General features: G+C 64.3%; 13 protein-coding genes, 1 tRNA gene and 1 pseudogene. 10 read left to right on the top strand and 5 right to left on the bottom strand.

Annotated features, from left to right (window positions below; translation table 11 throughout):
* Positions 1 to 449 precede the first annotated feature (449 nt).
* The 4 genes from MTR62_RS07215 (at position 450) to MTR62_RS07200 (ending at position 3,139) form a co-directional block, all read left to right on the top strand.
* Positions 450 to 1,148, top strand: a complete 699-nt coding sequence (locus MTR62_RS07215) for a pirin family protein (protein WP_244018457.1) — start codon at positions 450 to 452, stop codon at positions 1,146 to 1,148.
* A 376-nt stretch (positions 1,149 to 1,524) separates the two neighbouring features.
* Positions 1,525 to 2,316: an N-acetylmuramoyl-L-alanine amidase gene (locus MTR62_RS07210; RefSeq protein ID WP_244018455.1), complete on the top strand. Its 792-nt coding sequence runs from the start codon at positions 1,525 to 1,527 to the stop codon at positions 2,314 to 2,316.
* Positions 2,313 to 2,540: a hypothetical protein gene (locus tag MTR62_RS07205; protein WP_244018453.1), complete on the top strand. Its 228-nt coding sequence runs from the start codon at positions 2,313 to 2,315 to the stop codon at positions 2,538 to 2,540. Before MTR62_RS07210 ends, MTR62_RS07205 begins: the two co-directional genes overlap by 4 nt.
* On the top strand, positions 2,537 to 3,139 hold the full coding sequence (locus tag MTR62_RS07200; RefSeq protein ID WP_244018452.1) for a hypothetical protein: 603 nt from the start codon (positions 2,537 to 2,539) through the stop codon (positions 3,137 to 3,139). Before MTR62_RS07205 ends, MTR62_RS07200 begins: the two co-directional genes overlap by 4 nt.
* A gap of 173 nt (positions 3,140 to 3,312) precedes the next feature.
* Here MTR62_RS07200 and recG read toward each other — a convergent pair whose 3' ends face one another.
* Entirely contained in the window at positions 3,313 to 5,370 is a 2,058-nt protein-coding gene (gene recG / locus MTR62_RS07195; RefSeq protein ID WP_244018450.1) for an ATP-dependent DNA helicase RecG, read from the bottom strand.
* 113 nt (positions 5,371 to 5,483) lie between these two features.
* Here recG and MTR62_RS07190 point away from each other — a divergent pair, with 113 nt between their 5' ends.
* The 3 genes from MTR62_RS07190 to MTR62_RS07180 all read left to right on the top strand — a co-directional run bounded on the left by MTR62_RS07190 (position 5,484) and on the right by MTR62_RS07180 (position 10,977).
* Complete coding sequence (locus MTR62_RS07190) at positions 5,484 to 5,753, top strand: succinate dehydrogenase assembly factor 2 (protein ID WP_244018448.1); 270 nt, start codon at positions 5,484 to 5,486, stop codon at positions 5,751 to 5,753.
* Positions 5,754 to 5,832: 79 nt separating this feature from the next.
* Positions 5,833 to 9,306: a transcription-repair coupling factor gene (gene mfd, locus MTR62_RS07185; protein ID WP_244018446.1), complete on the top strand. Its 3,474-nt coding sequence runs from the start codon at positions 5,833 to 5,835 to the stop codon at positions 9,304 to 9,306.
* A gap of 108 nt (positions 9,307 to 9,414) precedes the next feature.
* A complete protein-coding gene (locus tag MTR62_RS07180) occupies positions 9,415 to 10,977 on the top strand; it encodes a S10 family peptidase (RefSeq protein ID WP_244018443.1) in 1,563 nt (520 codons plus the stop codon).
* A gap of 75 nt (positions 10,978 to 11,052) precedes the next feature.
* Here MTR62_RS07180 and MTR62_RS07175 read toward each other — a convergent pair whose 3' ends face one another.
* A complete protein-coding gene (locus MTR62_RS07175; protein ID WP_244018441.1) occupies positions 11,053 to 12,402 on the bottom strand; it encodes an EAL domain-containing protein in 1,350 nt (449 codons plus the stop codon).
* Positions 12,403 to 12,524: 122 nt separating this feature from the next.
* Between MTR62_RS07175 and MTR62_RS07170 the strand changes: the two genes are divergently transcribed.
* Together MTR62_RS07170 and MTR62_RS07165 are read left to right on the top strand one after the other, a co-directional pair.
* Entirely contained in the window at positions 12,525 to 13,334 is an 810-nt protein-coding gene (locus tag MTR62_RS07170) for an NAD kinase (RefSeq protein WP_244018439.1), read from the top strand.
* A gap of 134 nt (positions 13,335 to 13,468) precedes the next feature.
* Positions 13,469 to 13,543: transfer RNA gene (locus MTR62_RS07165), tRNA-Asn, on the top strand.
* Positions 13,544 to 13,888: 345 nt separating this feature from the next.
* Here MTR62_RS07165 and MTR62_RS07160 read toward each other — a convergent pair.
* A pseudogene (locus tag MTR62_RS07160) lies at positions 13,889 to 14,410 on the bottom strand (transposase); the annotation flags it as partial.
* A gap of 191 nt (positions 14,411 to 14,601) precedes the next feature.
* Entirely contained in the window at positions 14,602 to 17,322 is a 2,721-nt protein-coding gene (locus tag MTR62_RS07155; RefSeq protein WP_244018437.1) for a TonB-dependent receptor, read from the bottom strand.
* A gap of 1,650 nt (positions 17,323 to 18,972) precedes the next feature.
* On the opposite strand from MTR62_RS07155, the gene MTR62_RS07145 reads away from it, so the two are divergent.
* Positions 18,973 to 19,557 (top strand): hypothetical protein, encoded by a 585-nt coding sequence (locus tag MTR62_RS07145; RefSeq protein WP_244018435.1) that lies wholly within the window; start codon positions 18,973 to 18,975, stop codon positions 19,555 to 19,557.
* Positions 19,558 to 19,715: 158 nt separating this feature from the next.
* Here MTR62_RS07145 and secA read toward each other — a convergent pair whose 3' ends face one another.
* Entirely contained in the window at positions 19,716 to 22,457 is a 2,742-nt protein-coding gene (gene secA, locus MTR62_RS07140) for a preprotein translocase subunit SecA (RefSeq protein ID WP_244018433.1), read from the bottom strand.
* Between the last annotated feature and the right edge of the window lie 219 nt (positions 22,458 to 22,676).

The following is a 22,676-nucleotide window of genomic DNA, read 5'->3' as shown; positions in this document are numbered from 1 at the left end:
GCAGGCCGATGGCCCACGTATTGTTCCGTATGGCGGGATGGGAGCGGACTTGGATCGCATCTACTTCGTTTCCTGTGGAACCCGACCTGGAATGAAACCCTCTACAGCGTCAGCTTGTGCGAGCGCCTTCTCGCCGAGGACAATTCGCCCAGCGTCGCGCACAGCGAGTGCGAATTGGAGCGAAGGGTTGCGCGAACGCTATTACGGGCGAGCCTTTCCGGCGCAGCGATTGCCTTCCAATTGCGCGTCCGGCTCGTCGAACGCGCGCCTGGTGGAAGCGAACTGCATGCCCGTCTCTGACGCGCCGTCGCGGCGGCGCAACGCCTTTTTCTATTTTTTAGAAAAGACAGGCGCATTTTATCGGCCTGAACAGAAAGCGAGATTGGACCTAAACCGTGTCTCGACGGGAGCAGCCCCCTATTCATGCGGCTCCCCCCAGGAGAGCAACCATGATCGAACTTCGCCCCTTCGAAAGCCTTGGCGGCGCCAACCACGGCTGGCTCGATGCCAAACATCACTTCTCCTTTGCCGACTACCACGACCCGGCCCGCCTGCACTGGGGGAACCTGCGCGTGTGGAACGACGACACGATCGCCCCCAAGACCGGCTTTCCCCCGCACCCCCACCGCGACATGGAGATCATCACGTATGTCCGTGAGGGCGCGATCACGCACCAGGACAGCCTGGGCAACACCGGCCGGACCGAGGCGGGCGATGTTCAGGTGATGAGCGCGGGCACCGGCATCCGCCACTCGGAATACAATCTGGAGGATGTCACCACCCGGATCTTCCAGATCTGGATCATCCCGACGCATCAGGGCGATGCACCGAGTTGGGGCGCGCGTCCCTTCCCCAAGGGCGAGCGTGCCGGACAGTTCGTGACCCTGGCCTCGGGTTATGACGGCGATGGCGACGCGCTGCCGATCCGCACCAACGCACGGGTCGTCGCAGCCACGCTCAAGGCCGGTGAAAGCGCGGACTATCCCATCGGCAGGGACCGCAAGGCCTATCTCGTGCCCGCCACCGGCGCGGTCTCGATCGACGACGTGACGGTCAAGGCCCGCGATGGCGCCGCGATCAGCGATAGCGACGTGATCCGCGTCACCGCGCTGGAGGACAGCGAACTCGTCCTCGTCGACGCGGCCTGATCGCCTCCGGCCGGGCGCAGAGCGCCTTCGATAGGCGGACCGGGAGCCCCCCCCGGTCCGCCTATTTTTTTGCGTAATGGGCCTTCTCTTCTTGTGCCTTCTCCGTCGCTTGAGCGCGTGCAAAGGCGCGTTCCGCATCGCTCGCGCCAAAATGGAACAAAAAAAGAACTTTCCTACAGCAGCGGTTTTTGACTAACCTTTGCAGAGGCGCTGGATTCGCCCTTGGCCACCCCTGCAAGGCCGGACCAGCGCCCCCTCCCCCCACCATAACCCTGCGCGCCCATCAGGACCATCGGCCGTGCAAACGCGCGCCGCCGCAAGGGTTCGCTTGCGCCGCAGCCCGCCTTGCTCGGGGTGCGCAAAGGAGCTTTCCGGCATGGTCTACGCAATCCGAAAGGGTATCCTTTTTTACGGCGAGCGGCCGGTGCGCCAGATCGCCAGCCCCAACCATTCGGGCGCGTTCCGGCGCCCCCCCGCGATCCTCGTCATGCACTACACCGCCGGCGCCAGCGCGACTGGCTCGGCTAACTGGCTGGCCGATCCCGCTGCCAGCGCTTCCGCGCACGCGGTGATCGCGCGCAGCGGCGAAGTCATTCAGTGCGTCAGCTTGGACAACCGCGCCTGGCACGCGGGCCGTTCGGCGTGGAAGGGGCTCGAAGGGCTCAACAGCCATTCGATCGGCATCGAACTGGCCAACTGGGGCCCGCTCGTCCGCCACCCCAGCGGCACCGGGTGGGCCAATCCGGCCGGGGCCCGTGTCGATGCGATCGAAGCCGCGCACAAGCACGGCGGGTCGGTGCGTGGCTGGGAAGTCTATCCCGAGGCGCAGATCGCCGCGGCACAAGAGGTTGCGCGCGCCGTTGCGGCCTATCTCCCGATCGCCGAGATCGTCGGCCACGAAGACATCGCGCCCGGCCGCAAGACCGATCCCGGCCCGGCCTTCGCGATGGACACCTTTCGCGCCGCCGTGCTGGATGGCGCACACCGCGCCGCGCCGCGCACCGCAACCGTCATGCCCGCAGCGCTCAACGTGCGCAGCGGACCGGGCCTCGCCTTTCCAGTCATCGCCAGCCTCGCGCGGGGCAGCACGGTGACACCGGGCGAAGTCCACCGCGACTGGATCGCGATCGGCCCCAGCCGCTGGGTCTACGGGCAGTATCTGGCATGAAGCTCATCAAGGACCTGCTCTACACGCGCGACAACGCCGCGCTCGACATCTCGCGCATGGCCTCGCTCGGCTCGGTCCTCGCGTTCTGGACCGGGGTGTTCTGGCTCCTCGCGCGCGAGGGTCAGTTCGATCCGGTAGGCGTGGGAACCGGCTGCGCCGCGATCTTCGCGGGCGCGGCGGGCTGGATTCACTTTCGCCAGAAACACGAAGGACCCCTGCCATGACCGTCACCGCCCTTCTCGCGCTGGCCCGGCTGGCCGCGCGCAAAAGCCTCTCCGCGCTGTGCGCCTATCCCTGGCAGGCCGCGCTCGCCCTGCTCGCGCTCTACACCTGGCACGAACACACCCGCGCCGCAAAGTGGCGGGAGAACGCCGCCACCGAGGCCGCCAGCCACGCCCGGACCCGGGCCGCCTACACCGCCGCGCAGGAACAGGCTGCTGCCGCCGCCAGGGCCGCACGGCTCGAATGGGAAAACCGCTCGCAAGAACTTGCCCAGGAGATCGACGATGCGAAGGATCAAACCGCAGATTGGCGCGCTCGCGCTGCTCGCTTTGCCGACGGCGGCGGGCTGTACCCATCGGCCCGACCCAGTGCTCAAGGTGCAACCGGCGACCCCACAACCCCAGCCCCGGCTGACCCTGCCACGGGCGGTGAGCGATCCGGTCCCGCTCCCGTCGTTCTCTCCCGATCCGACTTCGACACCCTGAGCGAAAACACCGCGCGCCTGCTCAAGGTTCACGCCTGGGGCGAGAAGCTGGTTGCGGCGGGGATGGCGCAGGTGTTGGAAGAAAAAGACGCGGCTCAAGGGGTTACGCCCCCTTGAGCCCGGACTTTCGAGCGCATGGCCGTGGAACATCGAGGAATGAATCCGAGGGCCATCGCCCTCGGGCTCCCCAACTGTAGACCACACCTCTCTCAGCCAACGTGGCGCGAGGGAGGTGCGGTCTACAGTTGGGGGGCAAGGGGTATTAACCCCTTGAATAAAATTATTTCTCTTCACCCCCCACGAAGCAGCTGCACACCCCAGTCACGTTCGAACAGGTAAAGCAGGATGCGCGCTGCCTCCCCGCGCGGGCCGTTTACACCGCCATCGCGTTCCATCAGCAGCCGCGCGTCGTCGTGGGCGAGCGGGAGCAACTTGGTGATCTGTTCGAGGCTGGCGATGCGAAACGGCGTGTCGCCCGACTGACGCGTGCCGAGCAGTTCGCCGCCACCGCGCAGTTGCAGGTCCTCTTCGGCGAGGCGAAAGCCGTCCTGCGTCTCGCGCATCAGCGCCAGGCGCTGGCGCCCGGTTTCGCTGAGCGCCTTGCCGCGCAGCAGCAGGCAGGTCGATTTTTCCGCGCCGCGCCCGACACGCCCACGCAGCTGGTGGAGCTGGGCCAGGCCGAAGCGTTCGGCCTGTTCGATCACCATCAGCGTCGCGTTGGGCACGTCAACGCCAACCTCGATCACCGTAGTGGCCACGAGAAGATCGGCCTCGCCGCTGGCGAAGCGTTCCATTCCGGCGTCCTTCTCCTCGCCCTTGAGCTGGCCGTGGACGAGCACCACACGGTTGCCGAAACGCTCCTTGAGCGCGGCGTAGCGCGCTTCGGCGGCGGCCATGTCGTCGGTCTCGCTCTCGCTCACCATCGGGCAGACCCAGTAGGCCTGCTGTCCGGTCTCGATATGCCGCGCGAGCGCGCCGACGACATCGCCTATCCGATCGGTGGAGACGACGCGGGTGTCGATCGCCTGGCGTCCGGGCGGCAGTTCGTCGAGCCGTGAGACTTCCATTTCGCCGTACTGCGCCAGCGTCAGCGTGCGCGGGATCGGGGTTGCGGTCATCGCCAGCGTGTGCGGCGTGCGTTTGCCCTTGCGCGCGAGCATCAGGCGCTGGCCGACCCCGAAACGGTGCTGCTCGTCGATCACCACGAGCGCGAGATTGCGGTAGGCGACCGCGTCCTGAAAAATTGCGTGGGTGCCCACCACGATCTGGATCGACCCGTCGAGCAGCCCCATCAGGATTGCCTCGCGCGCCTTGCCCTTGTCGCGCCCGGTGAGCAGCGCGATCTCCACCCCGGTCCCTTCGAGCATCTTGCGCAAGGTCGCGTAATGTTGGCGGGCGAGGATTTCGGTCGGCGCGAGCAGCGCCCCTTGCGCGCCCGCCTCGACCGCGATCAGCAGCGCGGAGAGCGCCACCACCGTCTTGCCTGCCCCGACATCGCCCTGGAGCAGGCGCAGCATCGGCGCGCTTTGCGCCATGTCGCCTTCGATCTCGCGGATCGATCGAGCCTGCGCACCGGTCAGCGCGAAGGGTAGCTGGAGCCTGGCGCGCAAGCGCCCGTCACCTTGCAGCGGAGTGCCCTTCTGCGCCCGGTTGCTGGCGCGCACGAGCATCAGCGCGAGCGCGTTGGCGAAGAGTTCGTCGTAGGCCAGACGGTCGCGCGCGGGCTCGTTCTGGCCCTTGTGCGCCTCGCGCAGGGCTTCGTGCCAGGGCAACCAGCCGGTCTTGCCCATCTGGCTCGGCTCGATCCATTCGGGCAGTTCGGGCACATGCGTGAGCGCCTGCTTGACGAGGCCGCTCATGCGCCCCTGCGTCAGCCCTTCGGACAGCGGATAGACCGCCTCGCGCTGCTGGCCGATCGGCGCGGTGTCGCTTTCCGAGACGTGCTCGGGATGCACCATCTGGCGCATCTGGCCGTATTCGTCGATCCGGCCCGCGACCCAGCGCGTCTCGCCCACAGGCAGCTGCTTTTTCGCGGTGTAGGAGGCGCGGCCGAAATAGGCGATGACGCAAATGTCGCCCGCATCGTCCTCGGCGATTACCCGGAACGGCCCGCGCCCGGCGGGCGAGCGATGCTCGCGCACGGTGAGCCGCACGATCACGTTCTCGCCGATCCCTGCCTCATCCAGCCGGGTGACCATGCGCCGCTCGACGAAACGGTCGGGCAGATGATAGGCCAGATCCTTGATCCGCGTCAGGCCCAGCTTCTCGAGCGGGCGGCGCAGCTTGGGGCCGACCCCATCGAGGGCATCGGTTTCGACGAACAGGGGATTGAGCACTTCGGGCCGCATGGCCGCCTCTTAAACCGCGAAGGCGCGATTGCACCAGAGCGCAGGGCAACAAGGCGAGGGATAGCGCGCGCGAACCTTGCCCTTCCCCGGCGCGCATAGTAACGGCGCAGGCCATGACAGAACTTTCGCCTCGTCTCGCCCGCCTCCGGTTCCGCGCCTGGCATCGCGGCACGCGCGAGGCCGACTACATGATCGGCTGCTACTTCGACCGTTTTCACACCGAATGGAACGATGCCGACATCCAGTGGTTCGAGGATCTCATCGAGGAAGAGGACGTTGAGATCATGGCCTGGGCGCTGCGCACCGAGCCTGTCCCCGAAAAGTACGCCGGCGCGCGCATGGAGCGCATGATGCAGCTCGACTACGTCGAAATTCCGCGCTGAACCTTTTCGCCCCACCTTCTTCATGGCCTGAGCGTGGCGACGGCCCCCGCCGTTCCTCCTATCGCCAGCGATTCGTGCCATGACTGATTTTTCCCGTATTCTTTCCGCCACTTCGCCGCTCACGCTGGCTTCGGTCACGCGCGGCAGCCAGCCGCTGGTCATGGCCGACCTCGCGCGCGCGGCGAAGGGCCGGGCGATCTTCGTCGCCGACAGCGAAGCGAGCATGAGCGCGGTTGCCGAAGCCGCGCGCTTCTTCGCCCCCGAACTCGACGTGATCGAGTTTCCCGCCTGGGACTGCCTGCCCTACGACCGCGCCAGTCCCGCGCTTTCGACCAGCGCCCGGCGCCTTGCCGCACTCCACCGTCTCCAGGCCAAACGCACCGGGCCGCAGCTGCTGGTGACCACCACCAACGCGCTGACCCAGCGCGTGCTGACCCCGTTCCGCATCCGCGAATCGGTCAAGTTGCTCAAGCCCGGCATGGAGATCGGGCACGAGAGCCTGATCGCGCTGCTGCGCCGCCAGGGCTATCACCGCACCGACACCGCGATCGACGCGGGCGAGTTCGCGGTGCGCGGCTCGATCTTCGACATCGTGCCCTCCGGCCTCGAGGCAGGGCTCCGGCTCGACTTCTTCGGCGACGAGCTGGAAACGCTGCGCCTGTTCGACACCAGCACCCAGCGCTCGACCGGGACCGTGACCGAACACCTGCTCGTCCCCGCCAGCGAGGCGCTGATCGACGAGGCCAGCGTCAAGCGCTTCCGCACCCGCTACCGCGAGATGTTCGGCGCCAACGCGACCTCGGACCCGCTTTATCAGGCGGTCAGCGACGGGCGGCGTCTGGCGGGCATGGAGCACTGGCTGCCGCTGTTCGAGGACCGCCTCGTCACGCTGTTCGACCACGTTTCGAGCGATGACCTCATGGTGCTCGACAGCACCGTGATCAGCGCGGCGGACGAACGCTTTGGCGACATTGCCGACTACCACAAGGCCCGGCTCGACACCTCGGGCCAGAAGGCGGGATCGTACCGCCCGCTGGCGGTCGAGGCGCTCTATCTCACCAAGGACGAATTTGCCGGGTTGATCGAGGCGCAGCCCGCGCACAAGGCCGATCCCTTCGCGCAGCCTGAAAGCCGCAAGGTCATCGACTTCGGCTTTTCCAACGCGCGCGACTTCGCCCCCGAACGCGCGCGCGGCGACAACGCCTACGAAGCCGCGGCAAAGCACTTCAGCGCGATCGCCAAGACCGGCCGCAAGGCGATCCTCGCGGCCTATTCGGCGGGCAGCCGCGCGCGCCTCGTCTCGATCCTGGGCGAAGCGCTGCCGCCCGAACCGCGCCTTGCCGACAGCTGGCAGGAAGCGCTGGGCCTCGCCGTCCAGGGCCATTCCTCGGCGCTGATCCTCCCGCTCGAAACCGGCTTTGCCAACGATGCGGTGGAAGTGGTCACCGAGCAGGACATCCTGGGCGACCGGCTGGTGCGGCGCAAGAAGCGCAAGAAGGACGCCGACGCCTTCATGGCCGAGCTGGCCGCGCTGACGCCGGGCGATCTCATCGTCCACATGGACCACGGCATCGGGCGCTACGAAGGGCTCCAGTCGATCCCCGTCGGCAAGAGCCCGCACGACTGCGTGATGCTGACCTATGCGGGCGGCGACAAGCTCTACATTCCGGTCGAGAACCTCGACGTGCTCTCGCGCTACGGCAGCGAGGCCGAAGGCGTCCAGCTCGACAAGCTGGGCGGCGAGGCCTGGCAGAAGCGCCGCGCCAGGCTCAAGGAGCGCATCCGCGAAATCGCGGGCGAACTGATGAAGACCGCGGCCGAACGCGCGCTGCGCCGGGCACCCGCGCTGCTGCCCGAGGAATCGGCCTTCAACCAGTTCGTCGACCGGTTCCCCTGGCAGGAGACCGAGGACCAGGAGCACGCCATCGCCGACGTGCTCGACGATCTGTCCTCGGGCAAGCCGATGGACCGGCTGGTCTGCGGCGATGTCGGCTTCGGCAAGACCGAGGTGGCGCTGCGCGCGGCCTTCGTCGCCGCGATGGCCGGGCAACAGGTCGCCGTGGTCGCCCCCACCACCCTGCTCGCGCGCCAGCACTACGCCGGTTTTGCCGAGCGTTTCGCGGGCTTCCCGCTCGAAGTCGGGCGCCTCTCGCGGCTCGTCCCCGAAAAGGAAGCGCGCACCACGCGCGAAGGGCTGGCGAGCGGCACCGTCGACGTCGTTTGCGGCACCCACGCGATCCTCGCCAAGTCGGTCGACTTCAAGCGGCTCGGGCTCGTCATCGTCGACGAGGAACAGCGCTTCGGGGTCAACCACAAGGAAAAGCTCAAGCAGCTGCGCGCCGACGTCCACGTCCTCACCCTCACCGCCACGCCGATCCCGCGCACCTTGCAGATGGCGATGTCGGGCCTGCGCGAACTGTCCACCATCCAGACCCCGCCGGTCGACCGCCTGGCGGTGCGCACCTACGTCATGGAATGGGACGACATGGTGATGCGCGAGGCGCTGCTGCGCGAACACCATCGCGGCGGGCAGAGCTTCATCGTCGTGCCGCGCATCTCGGACATGGCCGAGACCGAGGCCTGGCTCGCCAAACACGTGCCCGAGGTCAAGGTGATCTCCGCCCACGGCCAGATGTCGGCGAGCGAGGTCGAGGAGCGCATGAGCGCGTTCTACGAAGGCAAGTACGAAGTGCTGCTTTCGACCACCATCGTTGAAAGCGGGATCGACATTCCGCGCGCCAACACCATCATCATTCACCGCGCCGACCGCTTCGGCCTGGCCCAGCTCTACCAGCTGCGCGGACGTGTGGGCCGCTCGAAACTGCGCGCCTACGCCTATCTCACCACGCCTCCCGGTCAGGCGCTCAGCGAAGTCTCGCAAAAGCGGCTCAAGGTGCTCGGCGATCTCGACAGTCTGGGCGCGGGCTTCCAGCTTGCCAGCCACGATCTCGACATTCGCGGCGCGGGCAACCTGCTCGGCGACGAACAGTCCGGCCATATCCGCGAGGTCGGCTTCGAACTCTACCAGTCGATGCTCGAGGACGCGATCATGGCCGCGCGCGCGGGCGGCGTGGGGCTGGAGAAGGACACCTCGGGCCTTTCGCCTGCGATCACGGTCGAAGCCCCGATCATGATCCCCGACGATTATGTGCCCGACCTTGCGGTGCGCATGGCGCTCTATCGCCGCCTCAACGACGCGGAAACGCAGGACGAGCTGGAATCGCTCTCGGCCGAGATGATCGACCGCTTCGGCCCCCTGCCCCAGCCGACCGCCAACCTCATCCAGCTCATCCAGATCAAGCGCCAGGCGATCCAGGCGCACATCGCCAAGATCGACGTCGGCCCGCGCGGCACGCTGGTCAGCTTCCACAACGACCATTTCCCCAACCCGATGGGGCTCATCGCCTATGCCGATCGCCTGCAGGGCACGATCAAGCTCAGGCCCGATAACAAGCTGGTGCTGGCGCGCGCCTGGGGCGATCCGCGCTCACGGCTCAACGGGCTGCTCCAGCTGACCAAGGGGCTTGCGGCGGTCGCGCGCAAGGCGGGGTAAGCGCGCGGACACAAAATCGCGCGAATGGGATATAATATATCCTTGCATTGGAACCTGTGACCGCTCACACTGAGTGGACAGGGAAAATTCCATCGTACAAGGACTACCATGAAGACTTTCGCGACGCTCGCCGCCGTGTCGATCCTCGCGCTCGCGCAGCCCGCGCTGGCGCAGAAGGATGGCGCGCCCGACGCCCAGCAGCAGCACGCCAAGGATACCGCCGAAGCGGTCGCCAAGGGCTGGGCCAGCGCGCCCGTGCAGGAAGTGGCGAAGACCGCGAGCGGTTCGGTCACCGTGGACGGACGCGCCATCGCCTACACCGCGACCGCGGGCACGCTGACCATCCGTGACCCGCAGGGCAAGCCCACCGCGAGCATCTTCTACACCGCCTACACCGCGCCCGGTAAGAACCGCCCAGTCACCTTCTTCTACAACGGCGGCCCCGGTTCGGCGAGCCTGTGGCTGCGCATGGGCAGCTTCGCCCCCACCAAGGTGACGACCACCGATCCGGTCGCGGTCGCGCCCGCCCCCTACAAGGTCGGCCCCAACCCCGACAGCCTGATCGGTTCGACCGACATGGTCTTCCTCGATGCGCCGGGCTCGGGCTATTCGCGCGCGCTGGGCGACACCAAGCCGGAGAGCTTCTACGGCGTCGACCAGGACGTGGGCGCCTTTGCCGACGCGATCCAGCGCTACATCACCAAGAACGGGCGCTGGGGCGATCCCAAGTACATTTTCGGCGAAAGCTACGGCACCACCCGTTCGGGCGCGCTGGCCGAGGAAATGGAAGAACGCGGCATGGCGCTTAACGGCGTCGTCCTGCTCTCCTCGATCATGAACTACGGCATCCGCCAGTCGGGCTTCGATGCGATCTACATCGGCTATCTGCCGAGCTACGCGGCCACCGCCTGGTACCACAACAAGATCGCCAACCGCCCCGCCTCACTGGCCGATTTCGTCGAGCAGGCGCGCCAGTTCGCCAACGGTGCCTACGCCACCGCGCTCGCCAAGGGACAAGACCTGAGCCCCGCCGAGGAAGACGCCGTCGCGCGCGAGATGAGCCGCTTTACCGGCCTTTCGGTCGACTACATCAAGGAAGCGAACCTGCGCGTCGATCTCAGCCGCTTCCGCAAGGAACTGATGCGCGACGAGCGCGAGACGCTGGGCCGCTTCGATTCGCGCTACGTCGGCACCGATGCCGATGCCGCCGGCGAAGGCCCCGAATACGATCCCTCGAGCACCGGGATCAGCGGGCTGTACATCTCCAGCTTCCTCGACCAGCTGCACAAGACCTTCGGTTACGACACCGACCTCACCTACCGCCAGTCCGCGCGCGAGGGCGGCAAGTTCGATTGGGACTGGTCGCACCACGCGCCCGGCTACGGCTATTCGAGCCAGCAGAACCTTGTCGACGTCACCGCCGACCTCAGCCGCGCCATGCGCACCAACCCGTACATGCGCGTGCTTTCGCTCAACGGCTATTTCGACATGGCCACCCCGTTCCACTCGACCGAGCGCGACCTCAAGCACATGATGCTGCCCGAGAAGCTGCGCCCCAACCTCGAATTCAAGTATTACCCGGCGGGACACATGATCTACCTGAACCCCGAGGCGCTGCACCAGATGCGGCTCGACCTTCAGGCCTACTACGCCCAGGGCGTGCATAACTGAGCCCGTTCACGGCACACGAAAAGGCGCGGATAGATCGTTCCATCCGCGCCTTTTTCATGCGCAAAAGAGCGATGCTCAGGCTAGCCGGGACTGCTCGGTGCGCGCCAGCTTGTCGAACAGCGCGGTGCTCATCGGCTGGGCGCGCAGGAAACCCTGATAGTAGAGGCAGTGCTCGCGCGCGGCGGCGTCGCGCTGTTCGGCCGTCTCGATGCCCTCGGCGATCACCTCGAGGTCGAGCGCGCCCGCCATCGCCACGATCGCGCGCAGCACGGCCAGGTCGCGCTTGTCGGTGGTGATCCCCTCGATCATCGAGCGATCGAGCTTGATGTAATGGATCGGCAGCACCTTGAGATAGCGGAAGTTGCAGAACCCCGCCCCGAAATCGTCGAGCGCGATCCGGATGCCTTGCGCCGAAAATTCCGCCATGATCTGCGCCGCCCCGGCGACATCCCCGATCAACGACTGCTCGGTGATCTCCAGCGTCAGGCGGCGCAGCGGAAAGCCGCTCTCGCGCACGAGATCGAGCATCTGGCGGGTGTAGCTGTCGAACGCCAGATCCTCGGGCGTGACGTTGATCGAGAGGCGCAAGTTCCCCGGCCAGTCCCGCGCGGCGGCAAGCGCCTTTTGCGCGATGTGGCGCGACAGCGGCCCGACGTGATCGGCCCGCTCGGCCAGGTTGAACAGCGCGCCCGCGCCGATCCGGCCGAGTTCCGGGTGATCCCAGCGCGCCAGCGCCTCCGCCCCCGTCAGGCGATCGTCGGCCAGGCTGAACTGCGGCTGGAACAGGATCTCGATCTCATCGCGGTCGATCGCGCCGAGCAGGTCCGCCTCGAGCTTGGCGGTCGGCACGCCGGGCAGGATCGCCTCGCCATCGGCCCAGACCATGCGCTGGCCTTGCTGCTCGCTCGCGGTCTGAAGCGCGTGGGCGAGCCGCTCGAGCATCGATTCGACCGCTTCGCCGGTCAGCGTGCGGATCAACGCAAAACGCGGCGAAAGCCGGATCAGGCCTGAAGGCACCGCAATCGGGCGCGCAAGAATGTCGGCCAGCTGGTCGGCCAGCAGCTGCCAGCGCTCGCGGCTGCAGGCGACATTGGCCACGAGCAGGAAACGGCCGCCGCCCGCACGCACCAGCACCCAGGGCGCATCGAGTTCCTGCGCCGCGTAGTGGCTTGCGCGCGCGGCCACTTCCTCCAGCGCGCCATCACCCGCCGCGGCGCCATAGGCCATGTTGATCGCATCGAGCCGCTTGAGCCCGACGAGCATCGCATGGACATGCACTGGCGCAAGGTTTTGCGCGGCGCCGCTGCGCCATTCGGCCATGCGCTCGTGGACGCTCTCGAGCCCCGCAATACCGGTCAGGCGGTCTTCCAGTCCTTTCGCATGAGCCGGCCCCGGCCCGTGTCCCTGCCCTGAAGTATGCGTCACGACCATTACTGCTCCTTATCCCAAATCCCTTGCCAAACGGTTCAAAATTTACCAGCCCAAATGCCCGGACCGGGACAGCTGTCCCGTTCGGGTACACACCGCACGCGCAAACGAAGGCAGCCATGAGCGACACCGCCACCCCGAACCGGACGACCCCGCGAGACCTGCGTCTGGCTCTCATCATCTCGGACAGCGCGCAGGCGCAGGACCGCGCCGACGAACTGCGCAGCGCCTACGGCTGGGTCGAGCCCGAGGACGCCGACATCTACGTCGTCGTAGGGGGCGACGGGTTCATGCTCCACGTCCTGCACGAAATGCTCGATGCCGGGATTTCCAAGCCCTGCTACGGCATCAACCTGGGCACCGTGGGCTTCCTGATGAACGGCCTGCACGGCGAGGTTTCAATCGCCGATCGCATCACCCGCGCCCGCCACGTGCCCTTCCGCCCGCTCAGCATGCACGCCACCACCCAGTCGGGCGAAAAATTCCGCTACTACGCGATCAACGAAGTCTCGCTGCTGCGCGAGACGCGCCAGACCGCCAAGCTGGAGATTCGCATCAACGGGCGCGTGCGCATGGGCGAACTGGCGGGCGACGGCATCCTGCTGGCGACCCCGGTGGGCTCGACCGCGTACAACCTCTCGGCCAACGGACCGATCCTGCCGCTGGGCTGCAACATGCTCGCGCTGACCCCGATCAGCCCGTTCCGCCCGCGCCGATGGAAGGGGGCGATCCTGCCCGAGAGCGCCGAAGTCGAATTTCGCATCCGCGAGCCGGGCAAGCGCCCGGTGGCCGCGGTCGCCGACCAGAAGGAAGTGCGCGACGTGTCCACGGTGCGCATCTCGGCCTCGCGCGAGCGCGAGCTCACGCTGCTGTTCGATCCCGGCTTCACGCTTGAGGAACGCATCTTCGCCGAACAGTTCCAGGTCTGAAGACCCGCAAAAACAAGGACCTGAGCCACCAGCGCAAATTTTTTCGAACTTTTTTCACAGAGCGGGTTGCCAACCCAAAAACCCCTGCGTATAGGCGCACTCCTGCCGCGGCGGTGGAAACACTGACTGGCTGCTCCCCGATAGCTCAGCGGTAGAGCCCTCGACTGTTAATCGAGTTGTCGTAGGTTCGAATCCTACTCGGGGAGCCACTTCCTTCCAAAAATGGAAGGAATATCAGGCAGATAGTGAGGTCATACCGCAACCGACCCCACATTTGATCCCACAGATATTTTTACGCAATTGGCAGCGGCCAATGGGCGCTCAAAGTGCAGAGCATCAGCACTCGGGCCATTTGCGGCAAGCCGCAATCTTCGCACCGCGCGGGCACCAGTACTCCTGGGAAATCCAAGCTTTACCGCAAACTTATTTGCCGCACCGCCCAAAAGGACCGCCAACAGATCAGGCGCGGCTTTGTTGCGCAAATCGACCACAGGGTAGCAGTTGGCCTTTGATGGCATTGATCACGCGACCCGCTGAGTCTGGGGCCTTCCGAGCATCGCCCTGCCGAAGCGCCGGTTTGAGCGAACGATTTCATTGCGGGCGGCAATGGCTTCGTGACAGGCCTTGGTGTCAAAAGCGCCATCGGCGCTGACGGTCGCGATCGCTTGGTCGGGTGGTATCTGCGCCAGCCGTTCGGGAAGCATGGGCGCATCGCCAACCCGGCTCCCGGTCCCTTCGATGGCGTGGATTTCAAGCGACCCGTCGTCCACACCCAGGTCGACCTTTCGCCACTGGCGGCGTTTGGACGCACCATGCTTGCGCCTGCACCATTCCCCGTCTCCAACGGCCTTGATGCCCGTGCTGTCGATCAGCCGATGCAACGGCCCGGAACGGGGCTGGAAGGCCTGGATCGCGGCATCCCAGAACATAGGCCGTCGCCCCCGCTTGCCGGTCGGCGCGGACAACCACTGCATTCCCGGATCAAACCAAACCCGAAGCAAACCTCTCTGCGCCAGCGCTGCGTTATAGAACTTCCAGTTTGTCGTGCGGTAGCAGGCCCTGCGCGGTTTGCTCAGCTCCGCCCCTTAACCACCTGAATTCACAAACGGAATCCCTCGGGCATTTGCGCAACAAAGCCACGCCGAAGGGATCGAGATGCGCGGCGGAGATGAGCGAAACAAGCGCCTGCCGTGTCCCAGGGATGACACGGCAGGCGCGCAATTTGGCGTACATTTGGGAGAGTAAGTACGCCACTGCAGCGTCAAAATCAGAAATTGAATTGCAATGTCGCGGAGAATACCCTGCCATTTTTGTAAAAGGCGGTCGGAGCCGACTTGCTTCCGCTGTAGGAATAATAGGTGTAATCGAGAAGATTCTGCGCGTTTACATGCAGGGTGAAATTGTCGTTGATATTATAGGACACCGAAGCATCAAGCTGGTGATAGCCGGCGGTCGAATCGACGGAATTGAGCCGTCCGATGCCGGTGAAGTAATGCGAACGGTAATTCCAGCTCACGCGGGCTTGGAACGGCCCACTCTCGAAGTAAGGTATGACGTTGATGGTATGCTTCGAGAGATAAGGCAGGTTGAGCACGTCACCATCGGAGTCCGTACCCGCGCTGGCGTTCGCGTAAGTGTAGTTCGTCTGGATACCAAACCCACCCCAGATCGGTGTCTGGAAATTGGCCGAGATGCCGTTAACCGTCGCGCCCGACGCATTGACGGGCTTGCTGACAGAGTAGAGCTGCGCCGTGCTCGAACTGGTTCCCGTCAGGTACTCTTCCACGGTCTTGGTGACGATGTAGGAGGACAGTTCGCGCCGGAAATATTCGACCGAGAACATTGCGCCTGGACGGAAATACCATTCGGCGGACAGTTCGTAGTTCGTCGACTGGTAGGGGTCGAGATCCGGGTTGCCCGTGCTCGCGGTAAGAGTGGTGTCGTCGCGGCTGTAAGCGCCCGCCAACTGGCCGTAGCGCGGTCGGGCTATTACCTCGGCGATCGATCCGCGCAGTTTGAGCGTATCGGTGATGTCCCAGCTTACGTTGATGCTCGGAAGAGCTTTGAGATAATCCTTGTCGGCGATGGTGGGGGTGTAGGTCGAGCCGCTATCCGTGGTCAGGTAATAGTGTGAAATGTCCCGCGTATAGGCCATGCGATAGCCCACGTTGCCACGGATGGGGCCGCTCTCGAAATCAACCTGGACATAGGCATCGGCGGTCTTCTCGCGAACCCGAAAGCTGGAACTTTCGTCGAGGCCGGTGTCGACGTAGATACCGTTCTCGAGGGCATCGATGACGCCTTGCGCGGTGAGGGTTTGAAAGACGTTGGCATTGCCGCTGTCGTTGAGCCCCGAAAACAAGCCCGACGGCGTCGAATGGGTATCAAAGTCCGACAGCGTGGTCGCGGATGTGTAATAGACGTTGGACCCGTAGGTCATCAGGCTGTTGACGTGCGACGAGGCTTTTACGCCCATGCGCACGGCAGTAATGAACGAATCGGCGATGTCCCACTTGCCATCGACCTGGCCGTAGAATTCCTCGTCCTTCTGCAGCGCCTTCGCGATGCCCCCGATCTGGTAACCATCGATGGTGCTGCCGTCAGCAAGGGTGATGGTCGAACTGCTGGAGCGGCCCCAGCTGCTGGTGTCGGTCGGGACGGTGTTATACGAAACATTGGTCGATGTTCCGTTGTAGCCCAAGCTGTAGCCGCCGGTCGAATACAGCGTCATGAGATATTCGGGGTTCTTGCCGCCGGTCGCCTTCGTCCAGCCGCCGTTTGCCGAGAGCGTGAAGTTGTCGCTGGCGTGCCAGGTCGTGGACAGGTTGTAGCTGTCGTTCGTGACCTTGGTCTTGCGGTAGTTCATGTCCAGTTCGGCCTGCGTCGAATCGCTGTCGGCGAAAGTGGCACTGGAGATGAGGCCGTTGGAGATGGTTGCGGAGGTCAGAGAACTCGTCGCCCAACCGGGATAGATGAATTCGGATTGACTGAAGTTGTTGTACTTGCCCTGAATGTGCATGCCGGTCAGAGCGAGTTCGAAGTCGGTGGTGGGGGCCCACTGCACCGCGAACTGCCCCCCGATACGCTCGCGCGTCTGCTTGAAGTAGGCGTGGTTGATGCCGACCGGATAACGGGCCGAGGCAAGGTCGTCGAGGCTGCCCCCGCTGATCGTGGCGGCGGAATTCTTCAGAACGTAGTTACCGTCGGCATCCGTGGTGAGAAAATCGGCGCCGGTGGAATAGCCGAAGTATTCGATGCCCGCGCGGGCCAGCGAGTCCTTGTCGTACGTTCCCGCGACGAGGATACCGAACGTGCCCGAATCGTTCTTCCAACTGTACATCAGCGAACCGCGCGGATTGCCGATCTTCGAACGATCGTTGTAATTGTACCCGATCGAGCCGCTCAGTGTATTGGCCTTGAGGTCAAGCGGCATGCGCGTGCGTACGATCACCGTACCTCCCAGCGAACCCTCGTCGATCCAAGGTTCGGGAGACTTGTAGACCTCGATACGATCGACGACTTCGGGAGCCAGGAGCGAATAGTTGAACGTGCGTCCGGTGACGTCGCCCGAGTTGCCACCCCAGTCGGCGGACGCGATGGCGTGACCATCGACGAGGATGCGGTTGAGCGCGGGATCGGTGCCCTGGATCGACACCCGCTCGCCGATGCCGAACTGGTGGTCCACGCTTACGCCCGGAATATGGGCCAGCGATTCAGCAACGTTGCGATCCGGGAACTTGCCGATGCCTTCGGCCGAAATGACGTCGACCACCGCATTCAGGTTGCGCTTCACGTTGAGCGCGTTCTCCAGCGACGCGCGAATACCGCTGACGACAATTTCATGGTCGTCCTTTGCCGCACCTGCGGACGTCGTCTCGTTACCGGCGCCGTTCTTCTGGTCGGCCGATGCCACATCCTGGGCAATAGCTGGTGTAGAAAGCACAAAAAGTGCCGTCGTGGTCAAAAATGCGGAACGAACGATCGCCATCTTTTGTCAAACCCCCACTATAGGCTGCGCCTTGAGACGCAAAAATTGCCTCCACAATGGTACGATATTTTTTCTTATCTGGTACGAAACCAATGAGGAACCATCGATAGGACCTATGCTGACCAAAGTGAGGCACCTTGTCTACATAAATTTTGCCAGCCCAGAATTATAACTTAAGCTTATGAAATAACTTACTTTTAATGCAGAAACCGATGCGAATGCTTACGAATTGGAAGGTAAAATGATGCGGTTGGCAGGCCCTTCCAACGGCGTCGAACAATGCTTTTCTGGCCTCATGCCGGTACTATCGAAGGAGAGGCAAAAGTCTTTCCAAGCTACGTTGAAATTGTCTCGGGTCGCCTCCAGAGGTAGCCCGGTTCGTCTGAACAGCCTTTGCCGTTTGATCAGTTGATCGTCTGCGGTTTGGTTGTTCAAACTGCTGCTTGCGGGGCGTCATGAAGGGCGGGCGTAGGCCGGCCGGTGTGACACCCCGCAAGTCGCGGCCAGTTCACGCGGCCACGGCCTGCCACAGATTGTCAGAATAGGTTTCGTCGGGCGTACCCCCACCGAGGCTCGCGTGAGGTCTACGGGCGTTGCAGAAGCCCAGGTACCGGCCGATCGAACTGCGCACTTCGCTGACACAAGCGTAGGCGTGCAGATAGGCCTCCTCGTACTCCTTTTCACCAGCAAAGCGATAGGCGCAGACCCCAGGTTGAGCCTCGCTTGATCAAGGGCCGAGCATTTACCCGGACGCTTTCCCCCGTTCTCCAAACAACGACGCAAATCTTGTCAGGTTTCCGAAGCTTAACCTGGGTTAAGCGACCATGCTTTCCGATACGGTGGATGCGATTAAATCAGTCATCGCCGATACTGATATGCAAAGCCCGCCCCCCTCCTCGCGCGCGCAACGATGCGCTGAGGAGCAGGCTTCCATCCCGGCCCTGGCTGGCACGCAGGCCGTGTACAAGCCAGGGCGTCGTCGCTCCAGTTTCGACGCCTAGCGTCGCGTCAGCACCACCATAGCTGGAGATGAGCTTCGAAATCGAAGCGTGATCCGTTGGCCAGCTTCCTCTCCAACCCCGCCGCCCTTCGGTATCGACCACGCAGATCGCCCTGGTCTTCTTTGACACGTCCAAACCGATTGAATGTGCCATTGATGCCTCCGATGATGCTTACCACGGAGCCAAGAGCCCGGGACGCAACACAATCGATGGTTCGACGAGATGCCGCGAGTAGCCGAGGTCCAAACACGGCGCATCGCGGACAAAAGATGGCATGGCTGAAAATTTTGCCCGGCGTATTGTCATCCAGCGGCATTCGCCCCATTCCGCCCCCGAGGGAAGGAATTTCCGGGGGAATATGCCATATTCTTGATGAATATTTTTAACTTTTAATAATTCATTTCAATATGATACATTCTATTCGTCATAATCCTGTTCGGAGCCGCTTCCTTCCAGCCTGCCAACGGCCTGACGAGGAAGCAGCGGCTCAAGGGAAGTACCGCTCCCTTCATCGCCCTCGGGCTACTCCCAGAAAATTGCTCTCCCCCTGGACGCCACCCTTCCGCCGATATGCGGAGGCGCGCGCTAGCGACATCGCAATGTTTTTGCGGTGCACTATGCCTGTTCGAGAGAGACAGGGATGTGAGTCATGAGCATCAGTGCCATTGGAGCCTCCACCGACGTCACGAGCCTGCTGCGCGGCGCCAGCCTTTCGCTCAGCACGCTGGCGGTCGTCTCCGACGATATCGAGGAAATCACCCAGAGCGGCTCGACCGTCTCGGCCCGAACGCTCGACACCGCGACCTTCCAGGCCGCGCTTTCCGCAAGGATCGACGAGGATGTCGCCTCGGGCCAGCTGAGCGAGAGCGAGGCCGCCAAGGTCAAGCAGGCGCTCGGCCTGACCAGCGAAGACGGCACCGACACCGCCAGCGACGAGACAGAAGCAAGCAGCGGCACGCAGGCAGCCAACACCGTGGCAGCGCCGAGCGGCGGTGGCGGCGGCTCGGGCGGCGAATCGGAAAAAACCGAGGTCTCGCGCTCGGAAACCATCGCAAACGGCATCAAGACCACGGTGATCGTCTACGACGATGGCAGCAGCGAAACCCAGGTCTCCTACACCATGGCCCCCAACACCCCGCCCGAGCCGCTCATCGCCAGCGCCTACGGCCAGGACGACGCCGAAAGCTACCTGTTTCACATGACACCGGGAACCTTCGTCGACATTGCCGCCTGAACCCACTCCCGGCCCCAAACCCCCAGGCCCTGTACCGCGCGCGTTGCAGCGCGCGGGGGCCAAACGAAAAGCCCGGCCCGATCAGCGATGATCGGACCGGGCTTTTTGCATCTCACCAGCCCGATGCGGACCGCATCGGGGGCATCAGACCAGGAACATTACACCAGCGCACCGTGGCAGTGCTTGTACTTGTTGCCCGAACCGCACGGGCACAGCGCGTTGCGGCTGATGTTCATGTGCGCGTAGGGGTCCTCGCCCGCCGCGCCGCCGGGGCTGGCCGGAGCCTGCGGGCTGCCCGCCAGCGAACCGAACAGCGCCGGGTTGAGCGCCGAACCGTCGCCGTCGTTCGAATCGTCGAGCCCGGTCAGCGGATCGATGTGCCCGGTCAGGAACGCGGGCAGCTCGGGCAGTTCGATCGGCTCGGGCATGCGCAGTTCGCTGATCGCCAGAATGCGCGTCACATCCTCGCGGATCGCCTCGAGCATACGCTCGAACAGACCGAAGGCTTCCTGCTTGTATTCGTTGATCGGGGTCTTCTGCGCGTAGGCGCGCAGGAACACCACCTGGCGCAGCGCGTCGAGCGTGGCGAGGTGATCCTTCCAGTGGAAGTCGAGACGATCGAGCAGGACCGACTTTTCGACCTGGCGCCAGATTTCAGGATCATCGTTGGCCATCTTGGCGGCCATGTGCGCGTCGGCCATTTCGGCCATACGTTCCTCGAGGCCTTCGGGATCGAGCCCGTCCTCCTCGATCCACGCCTCGACCGGCACGTCGATGCCGAGAATGTCGCGCGCGCGCTCCTTGAGGCCTTCCACGTTCCAGTGCTCGGGGTACGAGCCTGCCGGGCACGCCTCGGCAACCAGCGTATTGACGGTGTCGTGGCGCATGTCGAGCACCACGTCGTCGAGCATCTCGGCGTCCATGATGTCCGAGCGCTGCTCGTAGATCACCTTGCGCTGGTCGTTCATCACGTCGTCGTATTCAACGACCTGCTTGCGCACCTCGTAGTTGCGCTCCTCGACCTTGCGCTGCGCGGTCTGGATGGCCTTGGACAGCCACTTCGAACCGATCGCCTCGCCATCGGCGAGGTTCGAGTTCATCATCTTGGCGAACAGCGTGTCGGGACCGAAGATGCGCAGCAGGTCATCCTCGAGGCACAAGTAGAACTTGGACAGGCCCGGATCGCCCTGGCGGCCCGAACGGCCGCGCAGCTGGTTGTCGATGCGGCGGCTTTCGTGGCGCTCGGTGCCGATCACGCACAGACCGCCCGCGGCCAGCACCTGATCCTTTTCGGCGCGCACTTCAGCCTTGATCCGCTCGATCGCGGTGTCGCGCTCGGGCCCCTCGGGCAGTTCGGCGAGTTCCGCGTCGACGCGGAATTCCACGTTACCGCCCAGCTGGATGTCGGTGCCGCGCCCCGCCATGTTGGTGGCGATCGTCACCGCGCCAAGGCGGCCCGCCTGCGCCACGATGTGCGCTTCCATCTCGTGGAAGCGCGCGTTGAGCACCGAGTGCTTGACGCCTTCCTTGTTGAGGAAGTCCGACAGCAGTTCCGACTTCTCGATCGAGACCGTGCCCACCAGCACCGGCTGGCCGATCTCGTGCTTCTCGCGAATCAGCTTGGCGATCGCGGCGAACTTGTCGAGCGTGTTCTTGTAGAACTCGTCTTCCTCGTCGATGCGCTGGATCGGCTTGTTGGTGGGGATGGTCACCACGTTCATCTTGTAGATGTCGTAGAATTCGGCCGCTTCGGTCGCCGCCGTACCGGTCATGCCCGAAAGCTTGGGGTACATGCGGAAGTAGTTCTGGAAGGTGATCGAGGCGAGCGTCTGGTTCTCGGGCTCGATGTTGACGCCTTCCTTGGCCTCGGCGGCTTGGTGCAGGCCGTTCGACCAGCGGCGCCCGTCCATCATGCGGCCGGTGAACTCGTCGATGATGACGACCTTGCCGTCCTTGACGATGTAATCGGTGTCGCGCTTGAACATGACCACGGCCTTGAGCGCCTGGTCGAGATGGTGGACGACCTGCGTGTTCTCGACATCGTAGAGGTTCGAGCCGACCAGCAACCCGGCGTCCTCGAGCATGCGCTCGGCCTTCTCGACGCCGTCCTCGGTCAGCGTGATGTTCTTGGTCTTCTCGTCCTTTTCGTAGTCCTCCTCGACCAGCTGCTTCACGATCGCGTCGACCGCGATGTAGAGCTCGGACTTGTCGTCGGTGGGACCCGAAATGATGAGCGGGGTGCGCGCTTCGTCGATCAGGATCGAATCGACCTCGTCGACGATCGCGAAATTGAACGGGCGCTGCACCATCTGGCTGCGCTCGTGCTTCATGTTGTCACGCAGGTAGTCGAAGCCGAACTCGTTGTTGGTGCCGTAAGTGATGTCGGCGGCATAGGCTTCGCGGCGCTGGAATTCGTCGAGGTTGGGGACGATCACGCCGACGGTGAGCCCCAGGAAATTGTGCAGGCGGCCCATCTCCTGCGCGTCGCGGCTGGCGAGGTAGTCGTTCACGGTGATGACGTGGACGCCCTTGCCTTCGAGCGCATTGAGGTAGGTCGCGGTGGTCGCCACCAGCGTCTTGCCTTCACCGGTGCGCATTTCGGCGATCTCGCCGCGGTGGAGCACGATGCCACCGATCATCTGCACGTCGAAGTGGCGCATCCCAAAGACCCGGCGCGAGGCTTCGCGCACGGTGGCGAAGGCTTCGGGCAGCAAGTCGTCGAGCGTCTCGCCATTGGCCAGGCGTTCGCGAAAACGTGCGGTCTGGGCCGACAGGTCCTCGTCGCTCATGGCTTCGATGGCGGGCTCGAAAGCGGCGATCTGATCAACGACCTTGCGGACCGACTTGATGTAACGTTCGTTGGACGAACCGAAGAAGTTCTTGACGAGTGCGCCGAGCATGGCGGGAATCCCTGTTTTTTCGTGATTATACGAGTGTGTGTGGCAGACGCGTCCGGGCCGATGGGGCGAACACGCGAAAAGGCCGCGACGGCCTTCGTCGTCCGCTGCGCCAGAACGCGCGGACGCGGATGGGGTTGCTGAGGGGCGCTATTCGCGCGCGCGGTCGATCCCGGTGAGCGCGGCCGCAACACGCGGCGCGAGCGGCGCGTCGGTGCGCGC

Origin of the sequence: Novosphingobium organovorum (assembly GCF_022832435.1) — a bacterium.
Lineage (GTDB): Bacteria > Pseudomonadota > Alphaproteobacteria > Sphingomonadales > Sphingomonadaceae > Novosphingobium > Novosphingobium organovorum.
Note: the sequence above shows the minus strand (reverse complement) of the source record. Positions and strands in the feature narration are given on the sequence as shown.